Below are 22,565 nucleotides of genomic sequence, written 5' to 3'. Positions count from 1 at the left end.
CATTCCGGTGGGGGTCATACTCTCTGCGACAACCCTGACCGTCGTGGCGGACCCGGGGGCGGGGGCAGTACAGGGAATCCAGGGACGCGACAGGGCGGGAAAGGCAGCCGCGGATGCAGGGCACCGTCGACGGCTTCAGCTACGGACTCGTCACACCGGTGGCGGCCTACCTCATGGCCTGCCTGGGTGGCGCGCTCGGCCTGCGCTGCACCACCAGATCGATGCTGGTCGACGGCCGCCTGCGGATCGGCTGGCTGGCGCTGGGCTCGGCCGCCATCGGCTCCGGCATATGGACCATGCACTTCGTCGCCATGATGGGCTTCAAGGTCCTGCGGACCCCGGTCCACTACGACCCGCTGATGACGTTCGCGAGTCTCGCCGTCGCGATCGTCATGGTCGGCATCGGCATCTTCATGGTCGGCTCCAAAGGAGCGACCGGGGCCGCGCTCTTCACCGGCGGCACGATCACCGGCCTCGGCATCGCCTCCATGCACTACCTCGGCATGGCCGGAATGCGCCTCAACGGCACACTCGAGTACAACACCGTGACCGTCGCCGCCTCCGTCGTCATCGCCGTGGTGGCCGCGATCGCCGCCCTGTGGGCCGCCGGACAGGTCCGCGGCTTCCTGTGGAGCGTCGGCGCGAGCCTCGTCATGGGCATCGCGGTCAGCGGCATGCACTACACGGGCATGGCCGCCCTCAGCGTCCACCTGCACGGCGCGGCCGGCGCCGCCCCGGCCGACGGCTCGTCGTCCGCGGCCCTCCTCGCCCCGCTGATGATCGGTCCGCTGGTCTTCCTGATCCTGGCGGGCGTCGTGGTGATGTTCGACCCCTTCATGATCATGGGCAAGTTCCACGGCACCCCCGCCGAACGGCGGCCCGGAGTCCCCACCCACGCCTGCGCGCACACCGACCGGCGACCGCTCGCCGGCGCCGGCCGCCCCCTGCGCCGAGCCGAGCACGAACACCGCGCACCCCGCTCCCGCACCCCGCAGAGCCGCTGACCCGACCCCGTTGTCAGTGCGGGGTCGTACGGTGGATTCATGCGGCCCGTTTCCAAGATCGAACGCACGGTGGCGCCCTTCGAGGTCGTCAGCCCCTACCAGCCGAGCGGCGACCAGCCCACGGCCATCGCCGACCTGGCCCGGCGCATCGAGGCAGGTGAGAAGGACGTCGTCCTGCTCGGCGCGACCGGCACCGGCAAGTCCGCCACCACCGCGTGGATGATCGAGAAGCTCCAGCGCCCCACCCTGGTGATGGCGCCGAACAAGACGCTGGCCGCCCAGCTGGCCAACGAGTTCCGCGAGCTCCTGCCGAACAACGCGGTCGAATACTTCGTCTCGTACTACGACTACTACCAGCCCGAGGCGTACGTCCCCCAGTCGGACACCTACATCGAGAAGGACTCCTCGATCAACGAGGAGGTGGAGCGGCTGCGCCACTCCGCGACCAACTCACTGCTCACCCGCCGCGATGTCGTCGTGGTCGCCTCCGTCTCCTGCATCTACGGCCTCGGCACCCCCCAGGAGTACGTGGACCGCATGGTCCCCCTCAAGGTCGGCGAGGAGATCGACCGGGACCAGCTGCTGCGCCGCTTCGTCGACATCCAGTACACCCGCAACGACCTGGCGTTCACCCGCGGCACCTTCCGCGTCCGCGGCGACACCATCGAGATCTTCCCGGTCTACGAGGAGCTCGCGGTCCGCATCGAGATGTTCGGCGACGAGATCGAGGCCCTCTCCACCCTGCACCCCCTGACCGGCGAGATCATCAGCGACGACGAGCAGCTGTACGTCTTCCCCGCCTCGCACTACGTCGCCGGACCCGAACGCATGGAGCGGGCCGTCAACGACATCGAGAAGGAGCTGGGGGAGCGCCTCGCGGAGCTGGAGAAGCAGGGCAAGCTCCTGGAGGCCCAGCGCCTGCGCATGCGCACCACGTACGACATCGAGATGCTCCGCCAGATCGGCTCCTGCTCCGGCGTGGAGAACTACTCGATGCACTTCGACGGCCGCGAGCCCGGCTCCCCGCCGAACACGCTGCTCGACTACTTCCCGGACGACTTCCTCCTCGTCATCGACGAGTCCCATGTGACCGTCCCGCAGATCGGCGCGATGTACGAGGGCGACGCCTCCCGCAAGCGCACCCTCGTCGACCACGGCTTCCGGCTGCCGTCCGCCCTGGACAACCGCCCGCTGAAGTGGGAGGAGTTCCAGGAGCGCATCGGACAGACGGTCTATCTCTCGGCCACCCCCGGCCAGTACGAGCTGTCCCGCTCCGACGGCCAGGTCGAGCAGATCATCCGCCCCACCGGCCTCGTCGACCCCGAGGTGGTCGTCAAGCCCACCGAGGGCCAGATCGACGACCTGGTGCACGAGATCCGCAAGCGCACAGAGAAGGACGAACGGGTCCTCGTCACCACGCTCACCAAGAAGATGGCCGAGGACCTCACCGACTACTTCCTGGAACTCGGCATCCAGGTCCGCTACCTGCACAGCGACGTCGACACCCTGCGCCGGGTCGAGCTGCTGCGCGAGCTGCGCGCCGGCGAGTACGACGTCCTGGTCGGCATCAACCTCCTCCGGGAGGGCCTCGACCTGCCCGAGGTCTCGCTGGTCGCGATCCTCGACGCCGACAAGGAGGGCTTCCTGCGCTCGGGGACCTCCCTCATCCAGACCATCGGCCGCGCGGCGCGCAATGTGTCCGGCCAGGTCCATATGTACGCCGACAAGATCACCCCGGCGATGGAGAAGGCCATCGACGAGACCAACCGCCGCCGGGAGAAGCAGGTCGCGTACAACAAGGCCAACGGCATCGACCCGCAGCCGCTCCGCAAGAAGATCAACGACATCGTCGCGCAGATCGCCCGCGAGGACGTCGACACCGAACAACTGCTCGGCACGGGTTACCGCAAGGGCGGGAAGGACGGCAAGGGCGCCAAGGCCCCGGTGCCGTCCCTCGGCGGCAAGGCGGCCAAGTCCACCACGAGCAAGGGCAGGGGCAAGGCCAAGGAGACCGTCCCGACCGACCGCCCGGCGGCCGACCTCGCCCAGCAGATCGAGGACATGACGGAGCGGATGCGCGCGGCAGCCGCCGACCTGCAGTTCGAGATCGCCGCCCGGCTGCGCGACGAGGTGTCCGAGATGAAGAAGGAACTCCGGCAGATGAAGGAGGCGGGGCTGGCCTGACGGGCCCGAGGGGCGCCGGGGGAGAAGCGGTGACCCCGGCGCGGCGCACTGTGTTGCAAGACCGACACAAAGTGCGACACGGGCTGCGGCAGTGTCGGTGCCGCTGCGTAAGGTGCTGCACATCCGCGGAGCCCGCGGCAACAGGGGACAGTTCGAGAGGGGAATCGGCGCGTGACCGTCAACATGACCAAGGGTCAGGCCATCAGTCTGCAGAAGAACGACGGAGGCAGCCTGACCGCGGTCCGCATGGGTCTCGGCTGGCAGGCTGCCCCCCGGCGCGGCCTGTTCGGGTCCCGTACCCGTGAGATCGACCTCGACGCCTCCGCCGTGCTGTTCGCGGACAAGCAGCCCGTCGACGTCGTCTTCTTCCGGCACCTGGTGAGCGACGACGGCTCCGTCCGTCACACCGGTGACAACCTCGTCGGCGGTGTCGGCGCGGGCGGCGACGACGAGGCGATCCTCGTCGACCTGGCCCGGGTCCCGGTCCACATCGACCAGATCGTCTTCACCGTCAACTCGTTCACCGGCCAGACCTTCCAGGAAGTGCAGAACGCGTTCTGCCGTCTGGTGGACGAGACCAACGGCCAGGAGCTGGCCCGCTACACGCTAGCGGGCGGCGGCCAGTACACGGCCCAGATCATGGCCAAGGTGCACCGTTCGGGTGCCGGCTGGCAGATGACGGCCATCGGCTCGCCCGCCAACGGCCGCACCTTCCAGGACCTGATGCCGGCGATCCTGCCGGTCCTGTAGGCAGCCCGACGCATCACGCAGCAAGCGACACAGGGGGACGAAGTCGATGACGGCCGAGCTGGTCCGGGGGCAGAACCATCCACTGCCCGAGGCCCGACTGGAGATCCGCGTCTCGGCCGGCACGCCGATCGTCGCCGGGGCCACCCTCGGCGACGAGCACGGCAAGGTGCACGGCGTGGAGTGGGTGGCCCACCCGGGCGCGCCCACCCTGCCCGGCCTGGAGGTCTCCAAGCAGGCGGCGGCCGACCACCGCCTCGCGGTGGACCTCGACGCGCTGTCGCCGTCCGTGCACCGGGTGACCGTGCTGCTCGCCCTGCCGACGGGGACCGGCGGCCCGGTTCGTTTCGGCGCGGTCGCCGCCCCGTTCCTCGCGGTCACCGGTCTCGACGGCACCGAGGTCGCCACGTACACCGTCATCGGTCTGCAGACGGAGACCGCCGTCGTCGCCCTGGAGCTCTACCGCAGGCAGGGCGCCTGGAAGGTCCGCGCGGTCGGCCAGGGCTACGCGGGCGGCCTCGCGGAACTGTTCGCCGACCAGGATCTGCCCGAGGCCCGGCAGCTCGCGGCCGGTATCCACGAGGCGGTCGCCCGTGGCCTCGCCCGCTCGGTGGCGGCACCCCCGCCCCGGGTGCCGGACGCCGACCGCTCCCGGCAGACCCCTGCCCCGGCACTGGGCCCGGACCAGACCCACGGCGGCCCCGGCACGGCGCCCCAGGGAACCCCGCCCCCGTCCCTCGGCGGCTCGCACGGCGGCACCGCGCCGCACGATCCGTCCGCCGACACCCAGCCCACCGCCCCCATGGCCGGCGGGCCCGTCAACTACACCCACCCCGGTCGGCAGACCACCGCACCGCCACCGCCCCCGCCGACCGCGCCCCCGGCACAGCCCGGTCAGCCCGCGCAGCCCGTCGCCGGGGACGCCACCGGCTGGTCCATGGACGAGCGGCTCTACAACCAGGTGTGGGGCATGTTCGAGGACCTGGCCCGGACCACCGCCGCGTACCGCAGCGCCGTCGACTTCGCCGAGTCGCGCATGGAGCAGGAGCTCGACCGGGTCCTGTCCGACCCGCGCAGCCGCATCAGCGGGCAGGGCGACGCCGCGCGCGAGGCCGCCCGCGCCAAGCACGCCCAGCTCGTCGACCAGGCCCGCGCCGCCCTCGACCGTGACCTCGCCCAGCTGCGGGCCGAGGCCGACGTCGTGGAGCCCGCGCTGCCCACGGCGTACGCCCGCTGGGACAACCCGGTGTGGCACGGCTACCGAGTGCCGATGGAGGTTCCGATGGCCCTGCGCCTGGGCGACCTGCGTCTGCCGGAGAGCGACGGACTGCGCATCCCCATGCTGGTCCGGCTGCCGCTGGAGCGGGGCCTGTGGATCGACAGCGGCCGTTCCGGATCCGGTGACTCCTTCGCGGACTCCGACGAACTGCGCCGTCTTGCCCTGGACACCGCCGTGGCGCTCGCCGCGCGGCTCCTCGCGGTGTACCCGCCGGGGGAGTTCAGCGTTCATGTCATCGACCCGGCCGGCGCCGGAGCGACCACGCTGGCACCGCTGACCCAGCCGGGCGTCCTCGCCGGCCCGCCCGCCGTCGGCGCCGCCGGTGTCTCGGACGTCCTGGGGCGGCTCACCCAGCGGGTGGACCTCGTGCAGATGGCGGTGCGCGGCGGAGTCGCCGACGCGCTGCCGCCCGGCTTCGACACGGCCGAGCAGCTCCTGATCGTCAACGACTTCCCGCACGGCTTCGACGACCGGGCCGTGACCCAGCTGCGCTACCTCGCGGACGAGGGTCCCGCCGTCGGCGTCCATCTGATGATGGTCGCCGACCGTCAGGACGCCGCTGCCTACGGCCCGTTGCTCGACCCGCTGTGGCGTTCGCTGCTGCGACTCACACCCACCCCGGACGACCACCTGGCCGACCCCTGGGTCGGTCACGCGTGGACGTACGAGCCGCCGCTCGTCCCGCCGGGCAGCCGGATCCTCCACCAGGTGCTCACCCAGGTCGCGGACGCCCGCCGCTCCTGGAACCGGTGAGCACAGACCTGGCCCCCATCTGCATCAAGACCTAGTAAAGTCGCCCTGACCTGCGAATTTGATACTTTCTTTGCCTCCCCCTTTACCCATTCTTGGTGAATGGGTATGCTCTTGTGAGCGGAGGGGAGTACTCCCTGCTTGCTGCGGCGTACCCGTCAATACGGATCAGACAGATCCCGGGGCGTCGGCCCGGCGGCACCAGGCGTTGTGGAACGTCCTGGAGGACCGGGTGGAAGAGACCTCCGGTAGCGATGACGCTGCAATTTGCCGTTACGTACTGCCGGAGGCGCAGTGGATGTTTCCACGACCCTGTGGGTCCTGACAGTGGTGGGCCTTGCCGCCCTCATCGCGGTCGACTTCTTCATCGGCCGCAAGCCCCATGACGTGTCCATCAAGGAAGCCGGAATCTGGACGGTCGTCTGGATCGTCCTGGCCGCCGTCTTCGGACTCGGACTGTTCGTCTTCGGCGGCGGCCAGCCGGCCGGAGAGTTCTTCGCCGGCTTCATCACCGAGAAGTCGCTGAGCGTCGACAACCTCTTCGTCTTCGTCCTGATCATGGCGAAGTTCGCGGTGCCCTCGCAGTACCAGCAGCGGGTGCTCCTGATCGGTGTACTGATCGCCCTGGTGCTCCGCGCGATATTCATCGCCGCGGGCGCGGCGATCCTCGCCAGCTTCGCCTGGGTCTTCTACATCTTCGGCGCGTTCCTGATCTACACCGCCTGGAAGCTGATCCAGGAGGCCAGGGCCGAGGAGGAGGACGAGGACTGGGAGGAGAACAAGCTCCTCAAGGCCGCCGAGAAGCGCTTCGGCGTCGCCGACCGCTACCACGGCACCAAGCTGTGGATCGAGCAGAACGGCAAGCGCGTCATGACGCCGATGCTCGTCGTGATGCTCGCGATCGGCACCACCGACGTCCTGTTCGCCCTGGACTCGATCCCGGCCATCTTCGGCCTGACCCAGGACCCGTACATCGTCTTCACGGCCAACGCGTTCGCGCTGATGGGCCTGAGGCAGCTGTACTTCCTCATCGGCGGGCTGCTGAAGAAGCTGGTCCACCTGTCCTACGGTCTCTCGGTCATCCTCGGCTTCATCGGCGTGAAGCTGGTCCTGCACGCGCTGCACGAGTCCGGCGTCCATGTGCCCGAGATCTCCATCCCGGTCTCCCTCGGTGTGATCTGCTCGGTCCTGATCGTCACCACGATCACCAGCCTCCGTGCCTCCAAGAAGCAGGCGGCGGCCGAGGCGGAGCAGCGGAAGACCGAAGGCGCCGAGAAGGACAGCGTCGAGGCCTGACGCGGCCGCCGCACAGCACAGCAACGATCGAAGGGGCCCCGCCCACCGAAGACGCGTATCCACGGCGTCGACCGGAGTGCGGGGCCCCTTCACGTCTGAAAGGATCACCGCATGCTCGCTCGACTCCGGTCGCTCACGGCGCGATGGACAGCCGCCGTCCCGGTGGCCGCGGTCGTCCTGCTCGTTCTCACCTGGGGGCGTGATCTGCCCGGGGTGCTCGTCGCCGTGGTCACGCTGGTGCTCGCGGGGGCCGTCCTCTCGGCTGTCCACCACGCCGAGGTCGTCGCCCACCGGGTCGGCGAACCGTTCGGATCGCTGGTCCTCGCGGTCGCGGTGACGATCATCGAGGTGGCGCTGATCGTCACGCTCATGGCCGACGGCGGTGACAAGAGTTCCACCCTCGCCCGGGACACCGTCTTCGCGGCGGTGATGATCACCTGCAACGGCATCCTCGGCCTGTGTCTTCTCGTCGGCTCACTGCGTCATGGACTCGCCGTGTTCAACCCGGAGGGCACCGGCGCGGCCCTCGCCACGGTCGCGACCCTGGCGACGCTCAGCCTGGTGCTGCCCACCTTCACCACGAGCAAGCCGGGCCCCGAGTTCTCCACGGCCCAGCTCACCTTCGCGGCACTGGCGTCACTGCTGCTCTACGGTCTCTTCGTGGCGACCCAGACCATGCGTCACCGGGACTACTTCCTGCCGATCACCCGGCAGGGCGAGGTGATCACCTCCGACGACCACGCCGAGGCGCCGACCTCCCACACCGCCGCCGTCAGCCTCGGACTCCTCGGCCTCGCGCTCGTCGGAGTGGTCGGCCTCGCCAAGGGCGTCTCGCCGACCATCGAGTCCGGTGTACAGGCCGCGGGGCTGCCGCACGCCGTCGTCGGTGTGGTCATCGCCCTGCTCGTGCTGCTCCCCGAGACCATCGCCGCCCTGCGCGCCGCCCGCCGCGACCGCGTCCAGACCAGCCTCAACCTCGCCCTCGGGTCCGCGATGGCGAGCATCGGCCTGACCATCCCGGCGGTGGCCCTGGCCTCGCTCTGGCTCTCCGGTCCCCTCGTCCTCGGCCTCGGCGCGACCCATATGGTGCTGCTCGCCCTGACCGTCGTGGTGGCCTCGCTGACGGTGGTGCCGGGGCGGGCGACGCCGCTCCAGGGCGGGGTGCACCTCGTGATCTTCGCGGCGTACCTGGAACTCGCGGTGACCCCGTAGTCCGGGCGCCCCCGATCACTGGCAGGGACGCCCCCAGCACCCTCGTCGGCTCACCCCGCGGTGGCCTCCGCCGCCTCCGTCGTGGCCCTCGGGACCGGCCGGGTCTCCGGCAGCAGCGCGAAGCAGCCGAGGCTCAGCAGGGCGATCCCCGTCAGATAGGCGCCGACCCCCCAGGGCACCCGGCCGCCCTGGGACACGGCGGTGGCCACGATCGGGGTGAGGGCGCCGCCGACGACCCCGCCGAGGTTGTAGCCCACGGCGGCTCCCGTGCAGCGCACCCGGGGCTCGTACAGCTCCGGCAGATACGCGGCGATGACGGCGAACATGGTGACGAACGCGAGCATCGCCACCAGGAAGCCCAGGAACATGAGCAGGGGCTCGCCGGTCGACAGCAGCGCGACCAGGGGGAACATCCACAGCACGGTGGCGGCGCAGCCGGCCAGGCACAGGGGGCGCCGTCCGTACCGGTCGCCGAGCAGGGCGGCCAGCGGGGTGAGGGCGCCCTTCACGACCACGGCGCCCATGACGCACGTCAGCATCACGGTACGGCTCACCCCGAGCCGCTCGGTCCCGTAGGCGAGGGACCACGTCGTCACCGTGTAGAACACCGCGTACCCGACGGAGAGCGCCCCGGCCGTCAGCAGGACGAGCCGCCAGTGGTCGCGCACCACCTCGGCGAGGGGCACGCGCGCGTGGTCGTCGATCTCCAGGAACCGCGGGCTCTCCACGAGCGACGCACGCAGCCACAGTCCGGCCACGGCCAGGACACCCGCCGCCCAGAACGGCACCCGCCATCCCCAGGAGGCGAACTGGGCGTCCGTCAGGGTCGCCGCCAGCGCCAGCATCACCCCGTTGGCCAGCAGGAAGCCCACCGAGGGACCGACCTGCGGGAAGCTCGACCACAGTCCGCGCCGCTCGGCGGGCGCGTGCTCCGCCGTCAGCAGCACCGCCCCGCCCCACTCGCCGCCCAGCCCCAGCCCTTGCAGGAAGCGCAGGACGAGCAGGAGGAAGGGGGCTGTGACACCGATCGAGTCGAAGGTGGGGACGCAGCCGACGGCGACGGTCGCGCCTCCGGTCAGCAGCAGGGACGCGACGAGGACCGGGCGCCGCCCGTGCCGGTCCCCGATGTGCCCGAAGAGCACCGAGCCCAGGGGCCGGGCCACGAAGCCGACCCCGAACGTCCCGAAGGCCGCGAGGGTGCCCGCCAGCGGCGAGAACGTCGGGAAGAACAGCGGCCCCAGGACGAGGGCCGCCGCCGTCCCGTAGACGAAGAAGTCGTAGAACTCGATGGCCGTCCCGACGAGCGAGGCGGCCGCGAGTCGCGGCATGGAGGGCGGCTCTCCGTTGCGTGCACTGTGCATGCAGCGTGAACTACCCACCGTGACACCTGGTTACGGGGGCGTGCGGAGGCCCGCTCGACGTGCTGTGTTCCGGATGGCGTCAACCGCGGTCAGTAGCTCACGGTGATGCGCCGGGCGGGACCGTCGACCCTGACCGCACCGCCGTAGGGCATGACGACCTGCGGATCGGTGTGCCCGAGGTCCACGTCGAAGACGATCGTGGTGTCCGGGGCGTACACCCGCATCGCGCGCAGCACCGCCTCCCGCTGGCCGGCGGCGTAACGCCCCGCCTCCTCGGGGCTGTTGGGCTTCTCGAAGGACCAGGTCTTGGGGCGGCCCATCAGGAGCGCGGAGAAGCGTCCGAGCAGCCCGCGCTCGCCCATGTTCCGCAGCGTCCGGAAGACCTCCTCGCCGCTCGGCAGTTCCTCCGAGGTCTCCAGGAAGAGCACGCCCCCGTCGAAGACGGACAGGTCGCGCGGCACCTCGCGGTCGGCCATCAGCAGCCAGCCCAGGATCTCCAGACAGCCGCCCCAGGCGCGGCCCTCCACCACCCGGTCGGCGTTCACCCAGGTCCATCCGGCGCCGGGCCGGCTCTCCGGCTCCGCGTCGAAGGTCGCCGGATCCGCCCAGTCGCGCTCGATGTCGTTGAAGCGCTCGGCGGGCCGCAGTTCGTACGGCCCCGAGGCGAACAGCGCGGCGCGCAGCGACTCGGCGGTCACCGGGTTCATGGCGCCGGGCCTGCCCAGCGAGGTCATCACGGTCCCGCCGTGGTAGCCGACGATCCCGGCGTTGTACAGGAAGGCCAGCAGGTTGGTGTTGTCGCTGACCCCGAGGAACGGCTTGGGGTTGGCCCGGATCAACTCCCGGTCCAGCAGCGGCAGGACGGTGATCTGGTCGTCGCCGCCGATGGAGGTGAACACCGCCTTCACATCCGGGTCCGCGAAGGCCGCGTGGACGTCGTCGGCCCGTTCCCGGGGCGTCGAACCCATCCTTCGGGTCGTCGGGTACTCGACCGGTTCGAGCCCGTACTCCTTCCGCAGCCGCTCCAGACCGAGTTCGAAGGGCCGGGGGAACAGTCCGGGCAGACCGGCGCCGGGTGAGACGACGGCGACGCGGTCGCCGGGCGACGGCTTGGGGGGATACATGGGCATGGTCATGACGGGAGGCTAGGGCCTCTCACCAGGGCGTCGCATCGTGATAAACCGGGTCCGAGCAGCGGCCCCGGCGGGCCGCCCACCCGAACGGACCGGAGGAACCGTGCCCCGCAGCCTCGCCAACGCCCCGATCATGATCCTCAACGGGCCCAACCTGAACCTGCTGGGCCAGCGGCAGCCCGAGATCTACGGTTCCGACACGCTCGCCGACGTGGAGGCCCTGTGCGCCAAGGCCGCGGCCGCGCACGGCGGCACGGTCGACCTCCGGCAGTCCAACCACGAGGGCGAGCTGGTCGACTGGATCCACGAGGCACGGCTGAACCACTGCGGAATCGTCATCAACCCCGGCGCCTACTCGCACACCTCCGTGGCCATCCTGGACGCCCTCAACACCTGTGACGGCCTGCCCGTGCTGGAGGTGCACATCTCCAACATCCACCAGCGGGAGACGTTCCGGCACCACTCGTACGTCTCGCTGCGCGCCGACGGCGTCATCGCCGGCTGCGGGGTGCAGGGCTACGTGTTCGGCGTGGAACGGGTGGCCGCGCTGGTGGGCGCGGGCACGGCCGACGCCTGACCGACCCGCGCGTCCGACGCCTGGACCACGCGTCCGACCCCTGGACCACGCGTCCGACGCCTGACGACCTGGCGTCCGTCGAGGACGCCGGCGGCCACCGCCTCACAGGCGGCCCGATTCCACGATCAACCGCCTCACAGACGGCCCGACTCCACGATCCGTCGCAGGAAGCGCCGGGTGCGCTCCTGCCGCGGGTCGCCGAAGATCTCCTCGGCGGTCCCGCGCTCCAGCACCACCCCGCCGTCCAGGAAACAGACCTGGTCGGCGACATCGCGGGCGAAGCCCATCTCGTGCGTGGCGAGGACCATGGTCATGCCCTCGTCCTTCAGGTCCCGGACGACGGTGAGCACCTCGCCCACGAGCTCCGGGTCGAGGGCGGCGGTGATCTCGTCGAGGAGCAGCAGCCGGGGCCGTACGGCCAACGCGCGGACGATCGCCACGCGTTGCTGCTGCCCGCCGCTCAGCCGGTCCGGGTACTCGCCCGCCCTGGCGCCGAGCCCCAGCCGGTCGAGCAGCTCACGGGCCCGCTCCTCCGCCTCCGCCCGGCCCACGCCGTGCACCCGGCGCGGGGCGAGGGTGATGTTCTCCAGGACGGTCATGTGCGGGAACAGGTTGTACGACTGGAAGACCACCCCGATACGGCGCCGTACCGCGTCCTGGTCCACCCGTGGGTCGGTGATCTCCTCGCCGTCCAGCCAGATCGCCCCGTCGTCGATCTCCTCCAGCAGGTTGGCGCAGCGCAGCAGCGTCGACTTGCCGGACCCGGAGGCGCCGATCAGCGCCGTCACGGTGTGCGGGGCGACCTCCAGGTCGACGTCCCGCAGGACGGGCGCACCGCCGAAGGTCTTGCGGACGGACTCCATCCGCAGCACGGGGGCGTCGGACACCTCGGACACCTGGGACGTCTTCGGGGCGCCGCTCATATCGTGCCTCCCTGGGCCCGCCGCCGGTCCATCCGGGCCGTGACCCAGTCGGTGAGGCGGGTCATCGGGATGGTCAGGGCGACGAAGACCAGTCCCGCGACGATGTACGGCGTGTAGTTGAGGCTGCGGCCCACGATGATGTCGGCGGCGCGCACCGCGTCGATCGCGCCGCCGATCGAGACCAGACCGGTGTCCTTCTGGAGCGACACCAGGTCGTTGAGGAGCGGCGGCACCTGACGGCGCACCGCCTGGGGCAGGACGACGTGCCGCAGCGCCTGTCGGTTGGTGAGGCCCAGCGAGCGCGCCGCCGCGCGCTGCGAGGGGTGCACGGACTCGATGCCGGCGCGGAACACCTCGGCGACGTACGCCGAGTACGTCAGCGTCAGCGCGGTGCCGCCGAGCAGGACCGGGTCGACGGTCACGCCCTGGAGGCGGAGCGCCGGGACCCCCAGGACGACGATCATCAGGTTGATGATCAGCGGGAGACCGCGGAAGAAGTCGGTGTACGCGGCGGCCAGCGCCCGCACCGGGAAGAACACCGGGCCGCGCAGGGTCCGCGCGACGGCGATGAGCATGCCGAGGACGAGCACGGCGGCACCGCACACCAGCAACAGCCGCACGTTGAGCCAGAGTCCTTCGAGCACCTCGGGCAGCGCCTCACGCGCGTACTCGGCGCTGAAGAACGTCTCCTCGGTGCGTGGCCAGCCGGGCGCGTTGACGACGACCACATAGAGGACGACGGCCGTGACGAGGGTCGACAGGGCGGCGATGCCCGTGGCGCGCCGGGACCGGGCACGCTTGTACCGCTCCCGGTCGAGCCGTCGCGCGGAGGGGACGTAGCCGTCGTCCCCGCCGGGCATGCCGCCGTCGTCGTCCGCGCCGTCCCGGCCCGGCTCCTCCTCGACGACGGTCACTTGAGCACCGGGGCGTCGACGGCGTCGGAGAGCCACTTCTGCTCGATGCTCGCCAGGGTGCCGTCCTCGCGCAGGGCGTCCACGGCCGCCGTCACGCACGGCGTCAGGGCGCTGCCCTTGTCGAGGACCAGGCCGAACTGCTCGGGGGTGCCGCCCTTGTTCTCGAACTGGCCGACGATCGTCGCGTCCGTCACCTCGGCCGCGGTGATGTAGAAAGCGGTGGGCAGGTCGACGACGATCGCGTCGATCTGACCGTTCTTCAGAGCCGACTTGGCCTGGTCGTTCTTGGCGTAGGCGGCGGGGTCCTGACCGGGCTTCACCACGTCGTCGATGTAGTCGAGGCTGGTCGTGCCGACCTGGGCGCCCAGGTGGAGGCCCTTGAGGTCGGCGATGCTCTTCGCCTTCGCGGCCTCGGAGCCCTTGAGGGCGATGACGGCCTGGCGCACGTCGTAGTACCCGGACGAGAAGTCCACGGCCTTCTTGCGCTCGTCGCTGACGGACACCTGGTTGATGTCGAAGTCGAAGGTCTTCTCACCCGGCGCGTACGCCTTGTTGAAGGGCACGGACTGCCAGACGACGTCCGCCTTGTCGTAGCCGAGCTGCTTCGCCACGGCGTACGCGACCGCCGACTCGAAGCCCTCGCCGTTCCTCGGGTCGTCGTCCTTGAACCAGGGTTCGTACGCGGGGGAGTCGGTGGCGACGGTCAGCTTCCCGGACACCTCGGTGCGCAACTCGCCCTTGGCGCAGGCCGCCCCGGTCGCCGAGGCGGAGGCTTTGCCGGACGGGTCCTCCTCCGGCTGCGGGGCGCACCCGACGGCGACCGTGGCGAACAGGGCGACGGTGGCGGCGGAGACGGCACGACGGGAGGGGCGCGGGGCTCGAAGGGCAGGACGCATGGCGGGAGACTGACAGCGCCACGTCCCGTTTGTCGAGGTCATGTCGGCGATTGTCCGCATAGTGGGAACGCGTGTTGCAATCCTGTGAACCCTCGCGAGGGGACCCGGGACGGCGGGTGCGCGCGGACGGTGGAGAGCGCTTGCGCGGAGTACGTGCGGACGGTGCGCGCGGCACGGGCGGGGCCGCCGGCCGAGGGCGGGGATGGGAGGCCGGCGGCCCATCCGCGCGGGAGCCGTCATCCCGTGCGGACCTGTCCTCCAGTGGACTGCGCCAGGGCGTGCGCCGGGAGCGCGCGCGTGCCACCGGCGTGTGTGTTCGATTCACACGGGGCGCGAGAGAAGGACGGCCTCCCTGGTCCACATGCGCGCCGCAGGGGATTGGTGTAGTTCTCGAAGGGAGAGAAACGCACCACGCTCGGCCCGCCGGCGACGTCCGGACGGCTCGCCCCCGGACTCGTGCACCGTCATGTCCAGCTTCGTACGAGACGGAGGCCGCCGCCATGCAACCAGTCGTCACCGTGGGCCTCGACGGCTCACCAGAGAGCCTCACCGCCGCCCGCTGGGCCGCCGACGAGGCCGAGAAGCGCAAGCTCACCCTCCGGCTGCTGCACGCGTGGCCGATGCTGGTGCCGGAACCCCTCCGCGGGCCCTCCGAAGTCGACCAGAACTACTGGTCGAAGCGTCTGGTCCACACCGCGCAGTCGGAACTGCAGACCCGCCATCCGGGCCTGACGGTCGTGGGCAGCCTGGTCGCCGAGGACGCCCGGGAGGCCCTGCTGCGGGCGGCAGCGGATTCCGAGATGCTCGTGCTCGGGTCCCGGAGGCTGGAGACCTTCTCGAGCTACCTCCTGGGCGACGTCAGCCTCCCGGTCGTGGCACGCGCCGACCGGCCCGTCGTCGTGGTCCGCACGGTCCCGGAGAAGGAGCACCCGGCTCCGGCGACCGCGAACCGCGTGGTCGTGGCGGTGGAACCGCACGGGTCCAGCGACGAGTTGCTCGACTTCGCCTTCCACACCGCCGCCGCGCGCGGCGCTCCCCTGGTAGCCGTCCTCGGCCGCAGCGTGCCGCTCCACGCGCGTACCCCCTGGGGCGTGGACCACGACGCCACCGAGGAGATGACGAGGAACGGCCACAAGGAACTGGGCAAGGCGCTCCGACCCTGGCAGGAGAAGTACCCGGGGGTGGACGTGTCCGACAGTGTCCGTCTCACGAGTCCCGCCAAGGCCGTCGTGCAGGCCACCGCGGACGCCGGGCTGCTGGTCGTCGGCCGGCGCGTGCACCGGCACGCGCACACGGGGCCGCTGCTGAGCCACGTCGCCCACGCCGCCCTCCACCACGGACGCTGCCCCGTGGCTGTCGTCCCCCATACCTGAGTACCAAGCGCGCCGATGCGCCGATCTACCAGCCCCGCTCGCGCCACGCGCCGAGGTGAGGGCGCTCGGCGCCGAGCGTGGTGTCGTTGCCGTGGCCCGGGTAGATCCAGGTCTCGTCCGGGAGTACGAAGACCTTCGCCTCCAGGTCCGACATCAACGACTCGAAGTCCTCGGGACGTGTGGTCCGACCAGGGCCGCCCGGGAAGAGGCAGTCCCCGGTGAACACATGGGGATGCCCGTGCGGGTCGTCGTAGACCAGCGCGATCGAACCCGGCGTGTGGCCGACCAGGTGGCGGGCGGTCAGCTCCACGCGCCCCACCCGGATGGTGTCGCCGTCGTCGACCAGCACATCGGTCGGCACCGGGATGCCCTCGGCGTCGTCGCGCCCCGCGAACGTACGAGCACCCGTGGCCGCCACCACCTCGGCGAGCGCCTGCCAGTGGTCGCCGTGCCGATGCGTGGTGACGACGGACGCGATGCCGTCGTCACCGATCAGCGTGAGCAGGGTGCCGGCGTCGTTCGCGGCGTCGATCAGCAGCTGCTCGTCGGTCGCCCGGCAGCGCAACAGATAGGCGTTGTTCTCCATCGGGCCCACCGCGACCTTGGAGATCATCAGGTCCGGCAGCTCGTGCACATCCGCAGGACCGCCGACCTTCACCGCTCCGCTGTACGTCATGGCCGTCAGTCTAGGTCGCAGAGGGGCGCCCGGCCGCTACAGCGCCGGAAGGGACGGCAGGGTGCCGCCCTCGACGCGCAGGGCGGTGCCGTCGCGTCGTCCGGCGAGCCAGCCGAGGAGGTCGGCCTGGCGGCCGGTGACCATGAGCGTGTGGCTGCCGCTCTCCAGCTGCTCCGAGGTGAGGCCCTTCACGGCTCCGGTGAACAGGAGCCGCCCGTCGTCCTGCTTGATCGTCACCGCGGGGACGGCGGGGTGGTCGCGGAACCGCTCGGTCAGGAAGTTGATCTCGCGCTGCGTGAAGTCCTTCGGTAGATCCTCCAGCTCGTACCCGATGCCGAGGTCCACGTGGTGCAGCTCCACCTCGATCCAGCGCCGGAACGGCACCCGCGACGCCGAGTCCGTGACGCCGTTGCGCAGCTCGACCGTGCGCGACCAGTCGGCCGGGGCGGAGGCGGCCTCCTGGAAGCGGTGCGCGCTCTCCCGCAGGTCCGTGAGCTGGGCCTCCAGCGGCCGGGGCGCGTCCCGCTCGATGTCGGCGTCCCGGGCCTCGCCGGACACGTACATGGGACGCCCCTCCAGGACGTTCACGATCGCGTCCGCGTTGCGGGCGAGGTGGGCGAGGACATGGCCGCGGGTCCAGCCGGGCAGCCGTGACGGCTGGGTCACAGCCGCGTTGTCCATCTTGGCGACCGCGGTGAGGAGCCGCTCGGTCGCTTCCCGTACAGAGTCCAGGTCACGCGCGTGAAACTTCATGACGCCGACCCTAGCTCCGCCACTCCTTCGGGTGAAGGCGGTGAACCCCGGACCGAAATCGAATGCACGTGCTATATGGTCGAGTCCTGCGTCGGGCATGCTGGAAGGCCCGGGATTGTTGTGGAACGGGGAAACAGGACCGGCGCTGTCAGTGGCTCCCCCTAGTCTGAGAAGGACGGGGGCTCCGCTCCTGTCACTTCACTCAAGAAAGGTGCGGACCGGCGTGGCCGACCGTCTCATCGTCCGTGGCGCGCGCGAGCACAACCTGAAGAACGTCTCGCTCGACCTCCCACGCGACTCGCTCATCGTCTTCACGGGCCTGTCGGGGTCGGGCAAGTCCTCGCTGGCCTTCGACACGATCTTCGCGGAGGGCCAGCGCCGGTACGTCGAGTCGCTGTCCTCCTACGCCCGGCAGTTCCTCGGGCAGATGGACAAGCCGGACGTCGACTTCATCGAGGGTCTGTCCCCGGCTGTCTCCATCGACCAGAAGTCGACCTCGCGCAACCCGCGCTCGACGGTCGGCACGATCACCGAGGTCTACGACTACCTCCGGCTGCTCTTCGCGCGCATCGGCAAGCCGCACTGCCCCCAGTGCCGACGCCCGATCTCCCGCCAGTCGCCGCAGGCCATCGTCGACCGCGTGCTGGAGCTGCCCGAGGGCAGCCGCTTCCAGGTGCTGTCCCCGCTGGTGCGGGAGCGCAAGGGCGAGTTCGTCGACCTCTTCGCGGACCTCCAGACCAAGGGCTACAGCCGCGCGCGGGTGGACGGCGAGACCGTCCAGCTCTCCAGCCCGCCCACCCTGAAGAAGCAGGAGAAGCACACCATCGAGGTGGTCGTCGACCGCCTCACGGTGAAGGACTCCGCCAAGCGCCGGCTCACCGACTCCGTGGAGACCGCCCTCGGCCTGTCCGGCGGCATGGTCGTGCTCGACTTCGTCGACCTCCCCGAGGACGACCCCGAGCGCGAGCGGATGTTCTCGGAGCACCTCTACTGCCCGTACGACGACCTGTCCTTCGAGGAGCTGGAGCCCCGCTCCTTCTCCTTCAACTCGCCCTTCGGCGCCTGCCCCGACTGCACCGGCATCGGCACGCGCATGGAGGTCGACCCGGAGCTGATCGTCCCGGACGAGGACAAGTCGCTCGACGAGGGCGCCATCCACCCCTGGTCGCACGGCCACACCAAGGACTACTTCGGCCGCCTCATCGGCGCCCTCGCCGACGCGCTGGGCTTCCGGACCGACATCCCCTTCGCCGGCCTCCCGCAGCGCGCGAAGAAGGCCCTGCTGTACGGCCACAAGACGCAGATCGAGGTCCGCTACCGCAACCGCTACGGCCGCGAGCGGGTGTACACCACGGCCTTCGAGGGCGCCGTCCCCTTCGTGAAGCGGCGGCACAGCGAGGCCGAGAGCGACGCCAGCCGGGAGCGCTTCGAGGGCTATATGCGCGAGGTGCCCTGCCCCACCTGTGAGGGCACCCGGCTGAAGCCGATCGTCCTCGCGGTCACGATCATGGAGAAGTCGATCGCCGAGGTCTCCGCGATGTCCATCAGCGACTGCGCGGACTTCCTGGGCGAGCTGAAGCTCACCGCCCGCGACAAGAAGATCGCCGAGCGCGTCCTGAAGGAGGTCAACGAACGGCTGCGGTTCCTGGTCGACGTCGGCCTGGACTACCTCTCGCTGAACCGCGCGGCCGGCACCCTCTCCGGCGGTGAGGCCCAGCGCATCCGCCTCGCCACCCAGATCGGCTCCGGACTCGTCGGCGTGCTCTACGTCCTCGACGAGCCCTCCATCGGTCTGCACCAGCGGGACAACCACCGGCTCATCGAGACCCTCGTCCGGCTTCGCGACATGGGCAACACGCTCATCGTCGTCGAGCACGACGAGGACACCATCAAGACCGCCGACTGGATCGTCGACATCGGCCCCGGCGCCGGTGAGCACGGCGGCAAGGTCGTGCACAGCGGCTCCCTGAAGGAGCTGCTGGCCAACACCGAGTCGCAGACCGGGCAGTACCTCTCGGGCAGGAAGGCCATCCCGCTGCCCGACATCCGCCGCCCGCTCGACCCGACCCGCCGGCTCACCGTGCACGGCGCCCGGGAGAACAACCTCCAGGACATCGACGTGTCCTTCCCGCTCGGCGTCTTCACGGCCGTCACGGGCGTCTCGGGCTCCGGCAAGTCCACGCTGGTCAACGACATCCTGTACACCCACCTCGCCCGCGAGCTGAACGGCGCGAGGAACGTACCGGGACGGCACACGCGCGTGGACGGCGACGACCTCGTCGACAAGGTCGTCCACGTCGACCAGTCGCCCATCGGCCGCACTCCCCGCTCCAACCCGGCGACCTACACCGGCGTCTTCGACCACATCCGCAAGCTGTTCGCCGAGACCACCGAGGCGAAGGTCCGCGGCTATCTGCCCGGCCGCTTCTCCTTCAACGTCAAGGGCGGCCGCTGCGAGAACTGCGCGGGCGACGGCACCATCAAGATCGAGATGAACTTCCTCCCGGACGTCTACGTCCCGTGCGAGGTCTGCCACGGCGCCCGGTACAACCGGGAGACCCTGGAGGTCCACTACAAGGGCAAGTCCATCGCCGAGGTGCTGAACATGCCGATCGAGGAGGCGACGGACTTCTTCGAGGCCGTCCCCGCGATCGCCCGCCACCTCAACACCCTGAAGGACGTCGGCCTCGGCTACGTCCGCCTCGGCCAGGCGGCGACCACCCTGTCCGGCGGTGAGGCGCAGCGCGTGAAGCTCGCCAGCGAGCTGCAGAAGCGCTCCACCGGCCGCACGGTCTACGTCCTGGACGAGCCGACCACCGGTCTCCACTTCGAGGACATCAGCAAGCTCCTCAAGGTGCTGTCCGGCCTGGTCGACAAGGGCAACACGGTCATCGTCATCGAGCACAACCTCGACGTCATCAAGACCGCCGACTGGATCGTCGACATGGGTCCCGAGGGCGGCGCAGGCGGTGGTCTGGTCGTCGCCGAGGGCACGCCCGAGCAGATCGCCGGGGTCCCGGCCAGCCACACCGGCAAGTTCCTGCGCGAGATCCTCGGCGCCGACCGGATCAGCGACGCCACACCGGTGAAGGCGCCGCGCGGTGCCACGGCCAAGAAGGCGGTCGCCGCCGGGTCGACGGCCAAGAAGACCGCCACCGCCCGCACCACGAGGGCCACCGGCTCCACGGCGGCCAAGAAGACGGCCTCGGCCACGAAGAAGGCGGCTCCCGCGAAGAAGACCACGCGGGCCCGCAAGGCCTGAGCCACCGGGGGCCGGGAAGGTCTGACCCGGCCCGACACCGGACGAACGGCGTGTGCCCCGCGGGGAACCTCCCCGCGGGGCACCGCTCGTTCCACCCCTTCCGGGGCGGATCAGTCCCCGTCCACCTCGGACGCGTACGGCGGTTCCGCGCCCGCTCGGGAACAGGTGACCGCGGCCGCGCGGGCGGCGAAGCGGAGCAGTCCGCCCCAGTCCTCGGCGGGCAGGGCCGCGAGCGAGGCCGCGGACAGGGCGTCCCGCGCGGACAGACCGTGCAGAAGGGCCGCGTTCACCGTGTCACCGGCGCCGATGGTGTCGACGACATCGACCTTCTCGCCCGGCACACGGTGCTCGGCCCCGTCGCGGGTGTAGGCGATCAGCCCCTCCCCGCCCCGGGTCACCACGACGGCCGACGGGCCGGAGGCCAGCCACTGCTCAGGGGTGCCGCCCAGCCACTCGGCGTCCTCCTCGGACAGCTTCAGCAGTGACACCGAGGGCAGCCAGCTCTTGAAGCGGGCGCGATGGGCGGCCGGGTCGGCGATCAGGCCGGGCCGGACGTTGGGGTCGAGGGCGGTGAACACCCCGCGCGCGGCCGCGCCGTGCAGCAGTTCCTCGTACGCGCTCGCCCCCGGCTCCAGGACCAGTGAGCAGGTCCCGAAGGAGACGGCGCGGGTACCCGCGGGGAGCTGCTCGGGGGCCTCGAACAGGCGGTCGGCGCTGCCCTCCACGTAGAAGGAGTAGCGGGCGGAGCCGTCCTCGCCGATCGAGGCCAGCGCCAGCGTCGTCGGCTCCGGGCCGCGCTGCACCGACGTCACGTCCACACCGGCCTCGCGCAACCCCGACAGCAGGGCCTCGCCGTAGACGTCGTACGACACACGGGAGCAGAACGCCGTGGGGGAGCCGAGACGACCGAGCGCGACCGCCGTGTTGTACGGCCCGCCGCCGCGCGCCGGCCGCAGATCCGCGAGCGGACCCGAACCCCTGGGGACCAGGTCGATCAGGGCTTCACCGGCGACGACGATCACGAAGGGGTCCTTTCTGGGAAGTCTCCGCCGGAAGGTACCTCAGAGGTTTTCGCCCCGCGACGGGCGACCCCGACCGAGGCCCGAGGGAAGGAACCCCGGCCCCGTGCCCCTCACTCCCACTCCCAGCCGATCCCGAGGACGCCCGTGCGCACCCGGGGCTCCACCAGGTGCACCGAACGGTGCAGTCCGCTCAGGGGGAGGGCCTGCCGCCCTCCGCGCGGGGAGGCCGGCGAGTGCCGGCTGAACCGGTGGCAGCGCACCGGCAGCGCCCGCTCGTCGAAGCGCACCTGGAGGGCGTACAGCCCACCCCCCGACCGGAAACCGCGGACGTACTCGGTGCACACCCCGGCCGTCCCGTCGTCGACGCCGTAGCGGAACAGGAACGTGTCGCCGCTGCGCAGCCGGGTGCCGAAGAGGAACTCGGCGACCAGGACCCCCGTGTCGTCGTCCCAGCGCACCCGGCCCCGGCGGCAGTTCTCCAGGGCGCGGACCGCCATCCGCTCCGGGACACAGCCCGGGTCGCCGTGGTGGACGGCCACATAGCGGTCCACACCGTCCCGGTGCGCCCGCACGATGTGCTGCGACTCGCGGCCCAGCAGCTCCCGGTGCGCGCCGACGCGCACCCGCTCGTGATGGCCGATGATGTGCACCCCGCCGTCGAGCGGCGACCCCAGCTCGCCGAGGAGCCGCTCCAGGACACCTGAGCCCTCAACGAGGGAGCGGTAGGAACGGCCGGCGCCGCGGCCCGGCCCGGAGGGCTCCTCGGACCGGGCCAGCAGACGGATCAGCGACTCGTCCGGCAGCTGCAGGATCTCCTCCAGGGCCCGCACCGCCCGCAGCGACTCGGGGCGCTGCGGGCGCCGGGCGCCCTGCTGCCAGTAACTCAGGCTGGTCACCCCGACCTTGACCCCGTGGCGCGACAGATGGTGCTGCACCCGCTGCAACGGCAGTCCCCGCGCGGCGATCGCGGCGCGCAGCGCCACATGGAAGGGACCACCCCGCAGGGCCGACTCCAACTCCGCGGCGGCGACGTTCGCTATCGCCGCGACATCGGCGTGCTCTGAGGCGTGCCGCATGGAGGAGCCTTTCTGTGAGGTGCGCGTCGGCTGGTCGGACCACGCGTGGGCCGGTCGGGGCGCCCCGCGGACGCGCGCGCTCTCGGCGACCGTCCGTCTTCACATCCGTACGACGGCGTTCCCCGCC

18 protein-coding genes are annotated in these 22,565 nt (G+C 71.0%); 9 read left to right on the top strand and 9 right to left on the bottom strand.

The window, feature by feature from the left end; all coding sequences use genetic code 11:
• Positions 1 to 113 precede the first annotated feature (113 nt).
• The 6 genes from ACZ4Z3_RS05035 to ACZ4Z3_RS05010 all read left to right on the top strand — a co-directional run bounded on the left by ACZ4Z3_RS05035 (position 114) and on the right by ACZ4Z3_RS05010 (position 8,472).
• Positions 114 to 1,004 carry an MHYT domain-containing protein gene (locus ACZ4Z3_RS05035; RefSeq protein ID WP_468499713.1) on the top strand — a complete coding sequence of 297 codons (891 nt, stop codon included), beginning with the start codon at positions 114 to 116 and terminating at the stop codon, positions 1,002 to 1,004.
• Positions 1,005 to 1,043: 39 nt separating this feature from the next.
• The gene (gene uvrB, locus ACZ4Z3_RS05030; protein ID WP_468499712.1) at positions 1,044 to 3,188 is read left to right on the top strand and encodes an excinuclease ABC subunit UvrB; all 2,145 of its coding nucleotides are present in this window, start codon (positions 1,044 to 1,046) and stop codon (positions 3,186 to 3,188) included.
• Positions 3,189 to 3,359: 171 nt separating this feature from the next.
• Positions 3,360 to 3,938 carry a TerD family protein gene (locus ACZ4Z3_RS05025; RefSeq protein WP_055539083.1) on the top strand — a complete coding sequence of 193 codons (579 nt, stop codon included), beginning with the start codon at positions 3,360 to 3,362 and terminating at the stop codon, positions 3,936 to 3,938.
• 46 nt (positions 3,939 to 3,984) lie between these two features.
• Positions 3,985 to 5,967 (top strand): TerD family protein, encoded by a 1,983-nt coding sequence (locus ACZ4Z3_RS05020; protein WP_468499711.1) that lies wholly within the window; start codon positions 3,985 to 3,987, stop codon positions 5,965 to 5,967.
• A gap of 291 nt (positions 5,968 to 6,258) precedes the next feature.
• Positions 6,259 to 7,260, top strand: coding sequence for a TerC/Alx family metal homeostasis membrane protein (locus ACZ4Z3_RS05015; RefSeq protein WP_468499710.1), 1,002 nt, complete (start codon positions 6,259 to 6,261; stop codon positions 7,258 to 7,260).
• Positions 7,261 to 7,371: 111 nt separating this feature from the next.
• A complete protein-coding gene (locus ACZ4Z3_RS05010) occupies positions 7,372 to 8,472 on the top strand; it encodes a calcium:cation antiporter (RefSeq protein ID WP_468499709.1) in 1,101 nt (366 codons plus the stop codon).
• A 50-nt stretch (positions 8,473 to 8,522) separates the two neighbouring features.
• Here ACZ4Z3_RS05010 and ACZ4Z3_RS05005 read toward each other — a convergent pair whose 3' ends face one another.
• Both ACZ4Z3_RS05005 and ACZ4Z3_RS05000 read right to left on the bottom strand, forming a co-directional pair.
• Positions 8,523 to 9,800 carry an MFS transporter gene (locus tag ACZ4Z3_RS05005; RefSeq protein ID WP_468499708.1) on the bottom strand — a complete coding sequence of 426 codons (1,278 nt, stop codon included), beginning with the start codon at positions 9,798 to 9,800 and terminating at the stop codon, positions 8,523 to 8,525.
• A gap of 122 nt (positions 9,801 to 9,922) precedes the next feature.
• Complete coding sequence (locus tag ACZ4Z3_RS05000) at positions 9,923 to 10,969, bottom strand: S66 family peptidase (protein ID WP_468499707.1); 1,047 nt, start codon at positions 10,967 to 10,969, stop codon at positions 9,923 to 9,925.
• A gap of 100 nt (positions 10,970 to 11,069) precedes the next feature.
• Here ACZ4Z3_RS05000 and aroQ point away from each other — a divergent pair, with 100 nt between their 5' ends.
• Entirely contained in the window at positions 11,070 to 11,543 is a 474-nt protein-coding gene (gene aroQ / locus ACZ4Z3_RS04995) for a type II 3-dehydroquinate dehydratase (protein ID WP_099968798.1), read from the top strand.
• A gap of 134 nt (positions 11,544 to 11,677) precedes the next feature.
• On the opposite strand, the gene ACZ4Z3_RS04990 is transcribed toward aroQ, so the two are convergent.
• Genes ACZ4Z3_RS04990 through ACZ4Z3_RS04980 form a run of 3 tightly spaced genes read right to left on the bottom strand, consistent with a single transcriptional unit; the run spans position 11,678 to position 14,276 of the window.
• Positions 11,678 to 12,466 carry an amino acid ABC transporter ATP-binding protein gene (locus ACZ4Z3_RS04990; RefSeq protein ID WP_468499706.1) on the bottom strand — a complete coding sequence of 263 codons (789 nt, stop codon included), beginning with the start codon at positions 12,464 to 12,466 and terminating at the stop codon, positions 11,678 to 11,680.
• Positions 12,463 to 13,380 carry an amino acid ABC transporter permease gene (locus tag ACZ4Z3_RS04985; RefSeq protein WP_468499705.1) on the bottom strand — a complete coding sequence of 306 codons (918 nt, stop codon included), beginning with the start codon at positions 13,378 to 13,380 and terminating at the stop codon, positions 12,463 to 12,465. Before ACZ4Z3_RS04985 ends, ACZ4Z3_RS04990 begins: the two co-directional genes overlap by 4 nt.
• Positions 13,377 to 14,276 (bottom strand): ABC transporter substrate-binding protein, encoded by a 900-nt coding sequence (locus ACZ4Z3_RS04980; RefSeq protein ID WP_468499704.1) that lies wholly within the window; start codon positions 14,274 to 14,276, stop codon positions 13,377 to 13,379. The genes ACZ4Z3_RS04985 and ACZ4Z3_RS04980 overlap by 4 nt, the downstream gene beginning before the upstream one ends.
• 500 nt (positions 14,277 to 14,776) lie before the next feature.
• On the opposite strand from ACZ4Z3_RS04980, the gene ACZ4Z3_RS04975 reads away from it, so the two are divergent.
• Complete coding sequence (locus ACZ4Z3_RS04975; protein WP_468499703.1) at positions 14,777 to 15,649, top strand: universal stress protein; 873 nt, start codon at positions 14,777 to 14,779, stop codon at positions 15,647 to 15,649.
• 25 nt (positions 15,650 to 15,674) lie between these two features.
• Here the strand turns inward: ACZ4Z3_RS04975 and ACZ4Z3_RS04970 are convergent, their stop codons facing one another.
• Both ACZ4Z3_RS04970 and ACZ4Z3_RS04965 read right to left on the bottom strand, forming a co-directional pair.
• Complete coding sequence (locus ACZ4Z3_RS04970; protein WP_468499702.1) at positions 15,675 to 16,325, bottom strand: MBL fold metallo-hydrolase; 651 nt, start codon at positions 16,323 to 16,325, stop codon at positions 15,675 to 15,677.
• Between the two features lie 36 nt (positions 16,326 to 16,361).
• Entirely contained in the window at positions 16,362 to 17,078 is a 717-nt protein-coding gene (locus ACZ4Z3_RS04965) for a maleylpyruvate isomerase family mycothiol-dependent enzyme (protein WP_468499701.1), read from the bottom strand.
• A 223-nt stretch (positions 17,079 to 17,301) separates the two neighbouring features.
• Here ACZ4Z3_RS04965 and uvrA point away from each other — a divergent pair, with 223 nt between their 5' ends.
• A complete protein-coding gene (gene uvrA, locus ACZ4Z3_RS04960) occupies positions 17,302 to 20,340 on the top strand; it encodes an excinuclease ABC subunit UvrA (RefSeq protein WP_468499700.1) in 3,039 nt (1,012 codons plus the stop codon).
• Positions 20,341 to 20,450: 110 nt separating this feature from the next.
• Here the strand turns inward: uvrA and ACZ4Z3_RS04955 are convergent, their stop codons facing one another.
• Both ACZ4Z3_RS04955 and ACZ4Z3_RS04950 read right to left on the bottom strand, forming a co-directional pair.
• Positions 20,451 to 21,362: a carbohydrate kinase family protein gene (locus ACZ4Z3_RS04955; RefSeq protein WP_468499699.1), complete on the bottom strand. Its 912-nt coding sequence runs from the start codon at positions 21,360 to 21,362 to the stop codon at positions 20,451 to 20,453.
• A 110-nt stretch (positions 21,363 to 21,472) separates the two neighbouring features.
• On the bottom strand, positions 21,473 to 22,438 hold the full coding sequence (locus ACZ4Z3_RS04950; protein WP_468499698.1) for a hypothetical protein: 966 nt from the start codon (positions 22,436 to 22,438) through the stop codon (positions 21,473 to 21,475).
• Between the last annotated feature and the right edge of the window lie 127 nt (positions 22,439 to 22,565).

The organism is Streptomyces sp. NPDC030296, from assembly GCF_055572815.1.
Note: the sequence above shows the minus strand (reverse complement) of the source record. Positions and strands in the feature narration are given on the sequence as shown.

What these genes read in the sequence shown, in the direction of transcription:
- ACZ4Z3_RS04950 (WP_468499698.1), bottom strand. Translation starts at nt 22,438, where the DNA reads ATGCGGCACGCCTCAGAGCACGCCGATGTCGCGGCGATAGCGAACGTC.
- ACZ4Z3_RS04975 (WP_468499703.1), top strand. Translation starts at nt 14,777, where the DNA reads ATGCAACCAGTCGTCACCGTGGGCCTCGACGGCTCACCAGAGAGCCTC.
- ACZ4Z3_RS04965 (WP_468499701.1), bottom strand. Translation starts at nt 17,078, where the DNA reads ATGAAGTTTCACGCGCGTGACCTGGACTCTGTACGGGAAGCGACCGAG.
- ACZ4Z3_RS04970 (WP_468499702.1), bottom strand. Translation starts at nt 16,325, where the DNA reads ATGACGTACAGCGGAGCGGTGAAGGTCGGCGGTCCTGCGGATGTGCAC.
- ACZ4Z3_RS04990 (WP_468499706.1), bottom strand. Translation starts at nt 12,466, where the DNA reads ATGAGCGGCGCCCCGAAGACGTCCCAGGTGTCCGAGGTGTCCGACGCC.
- ACZ4Z3_RS05010 (WP_468499709.1), top strand. Translation starts at nt 7,372, where the DNA reads ATGCTCGCTCGACTCCGGTCGCTCACGGCGCGATGGACAGCCGCCGTC.
- ACZ4Z3_RS05005 (WP_468499708.1), bottom strand. Translation starts at nt 9,800, where the DNA reads ATGCCGCGACTCGCGGCCGCCTCGCTCGTCGGGACGGCCATCGAGTTC.
- uvrB (WP_468499712.1), top strand. Translation starts at nt 1,044, where the DNA reads ATGCGGCCCGTTTCCAAGATCGAACGCACGGTGGCGCCCTTCGAGGTC.
- ACZ4Z3_RS04980 (WP_468499704.1), bottom strand. Translation starts at nt 14,276, where the DNA reads ATGCGTCCTGCCCTTCGAGCCCCGCGCCCCTCCCGTCGTGCCGTCTCC.
- ACZ4Z3_RS05000 (WP_468499707.1), bottom strand. Translation starts at nt 10,969, where the DNA reads ATGACCATGCCCATGTATCCCCCCAAGCCGTCGCCCGGCGACCGCGTC.
- ACZ4Z3_RS05035 (WP_468499713.1), top strand. Translation starts at nt 114, where the DNA reads ATGCAGGGCACCGTCGACGGCTTCAGCTACGGACTCGTCACACCGGTG.
- ACZ4Z3_RS05020 (WP_468499711.1), top strand. Translation starts at nt 3,985, where the DNA reads ATGACGGCCGAGCTGGTCCGGGGGCAGAACCATCCACTGCCCGAGGCC.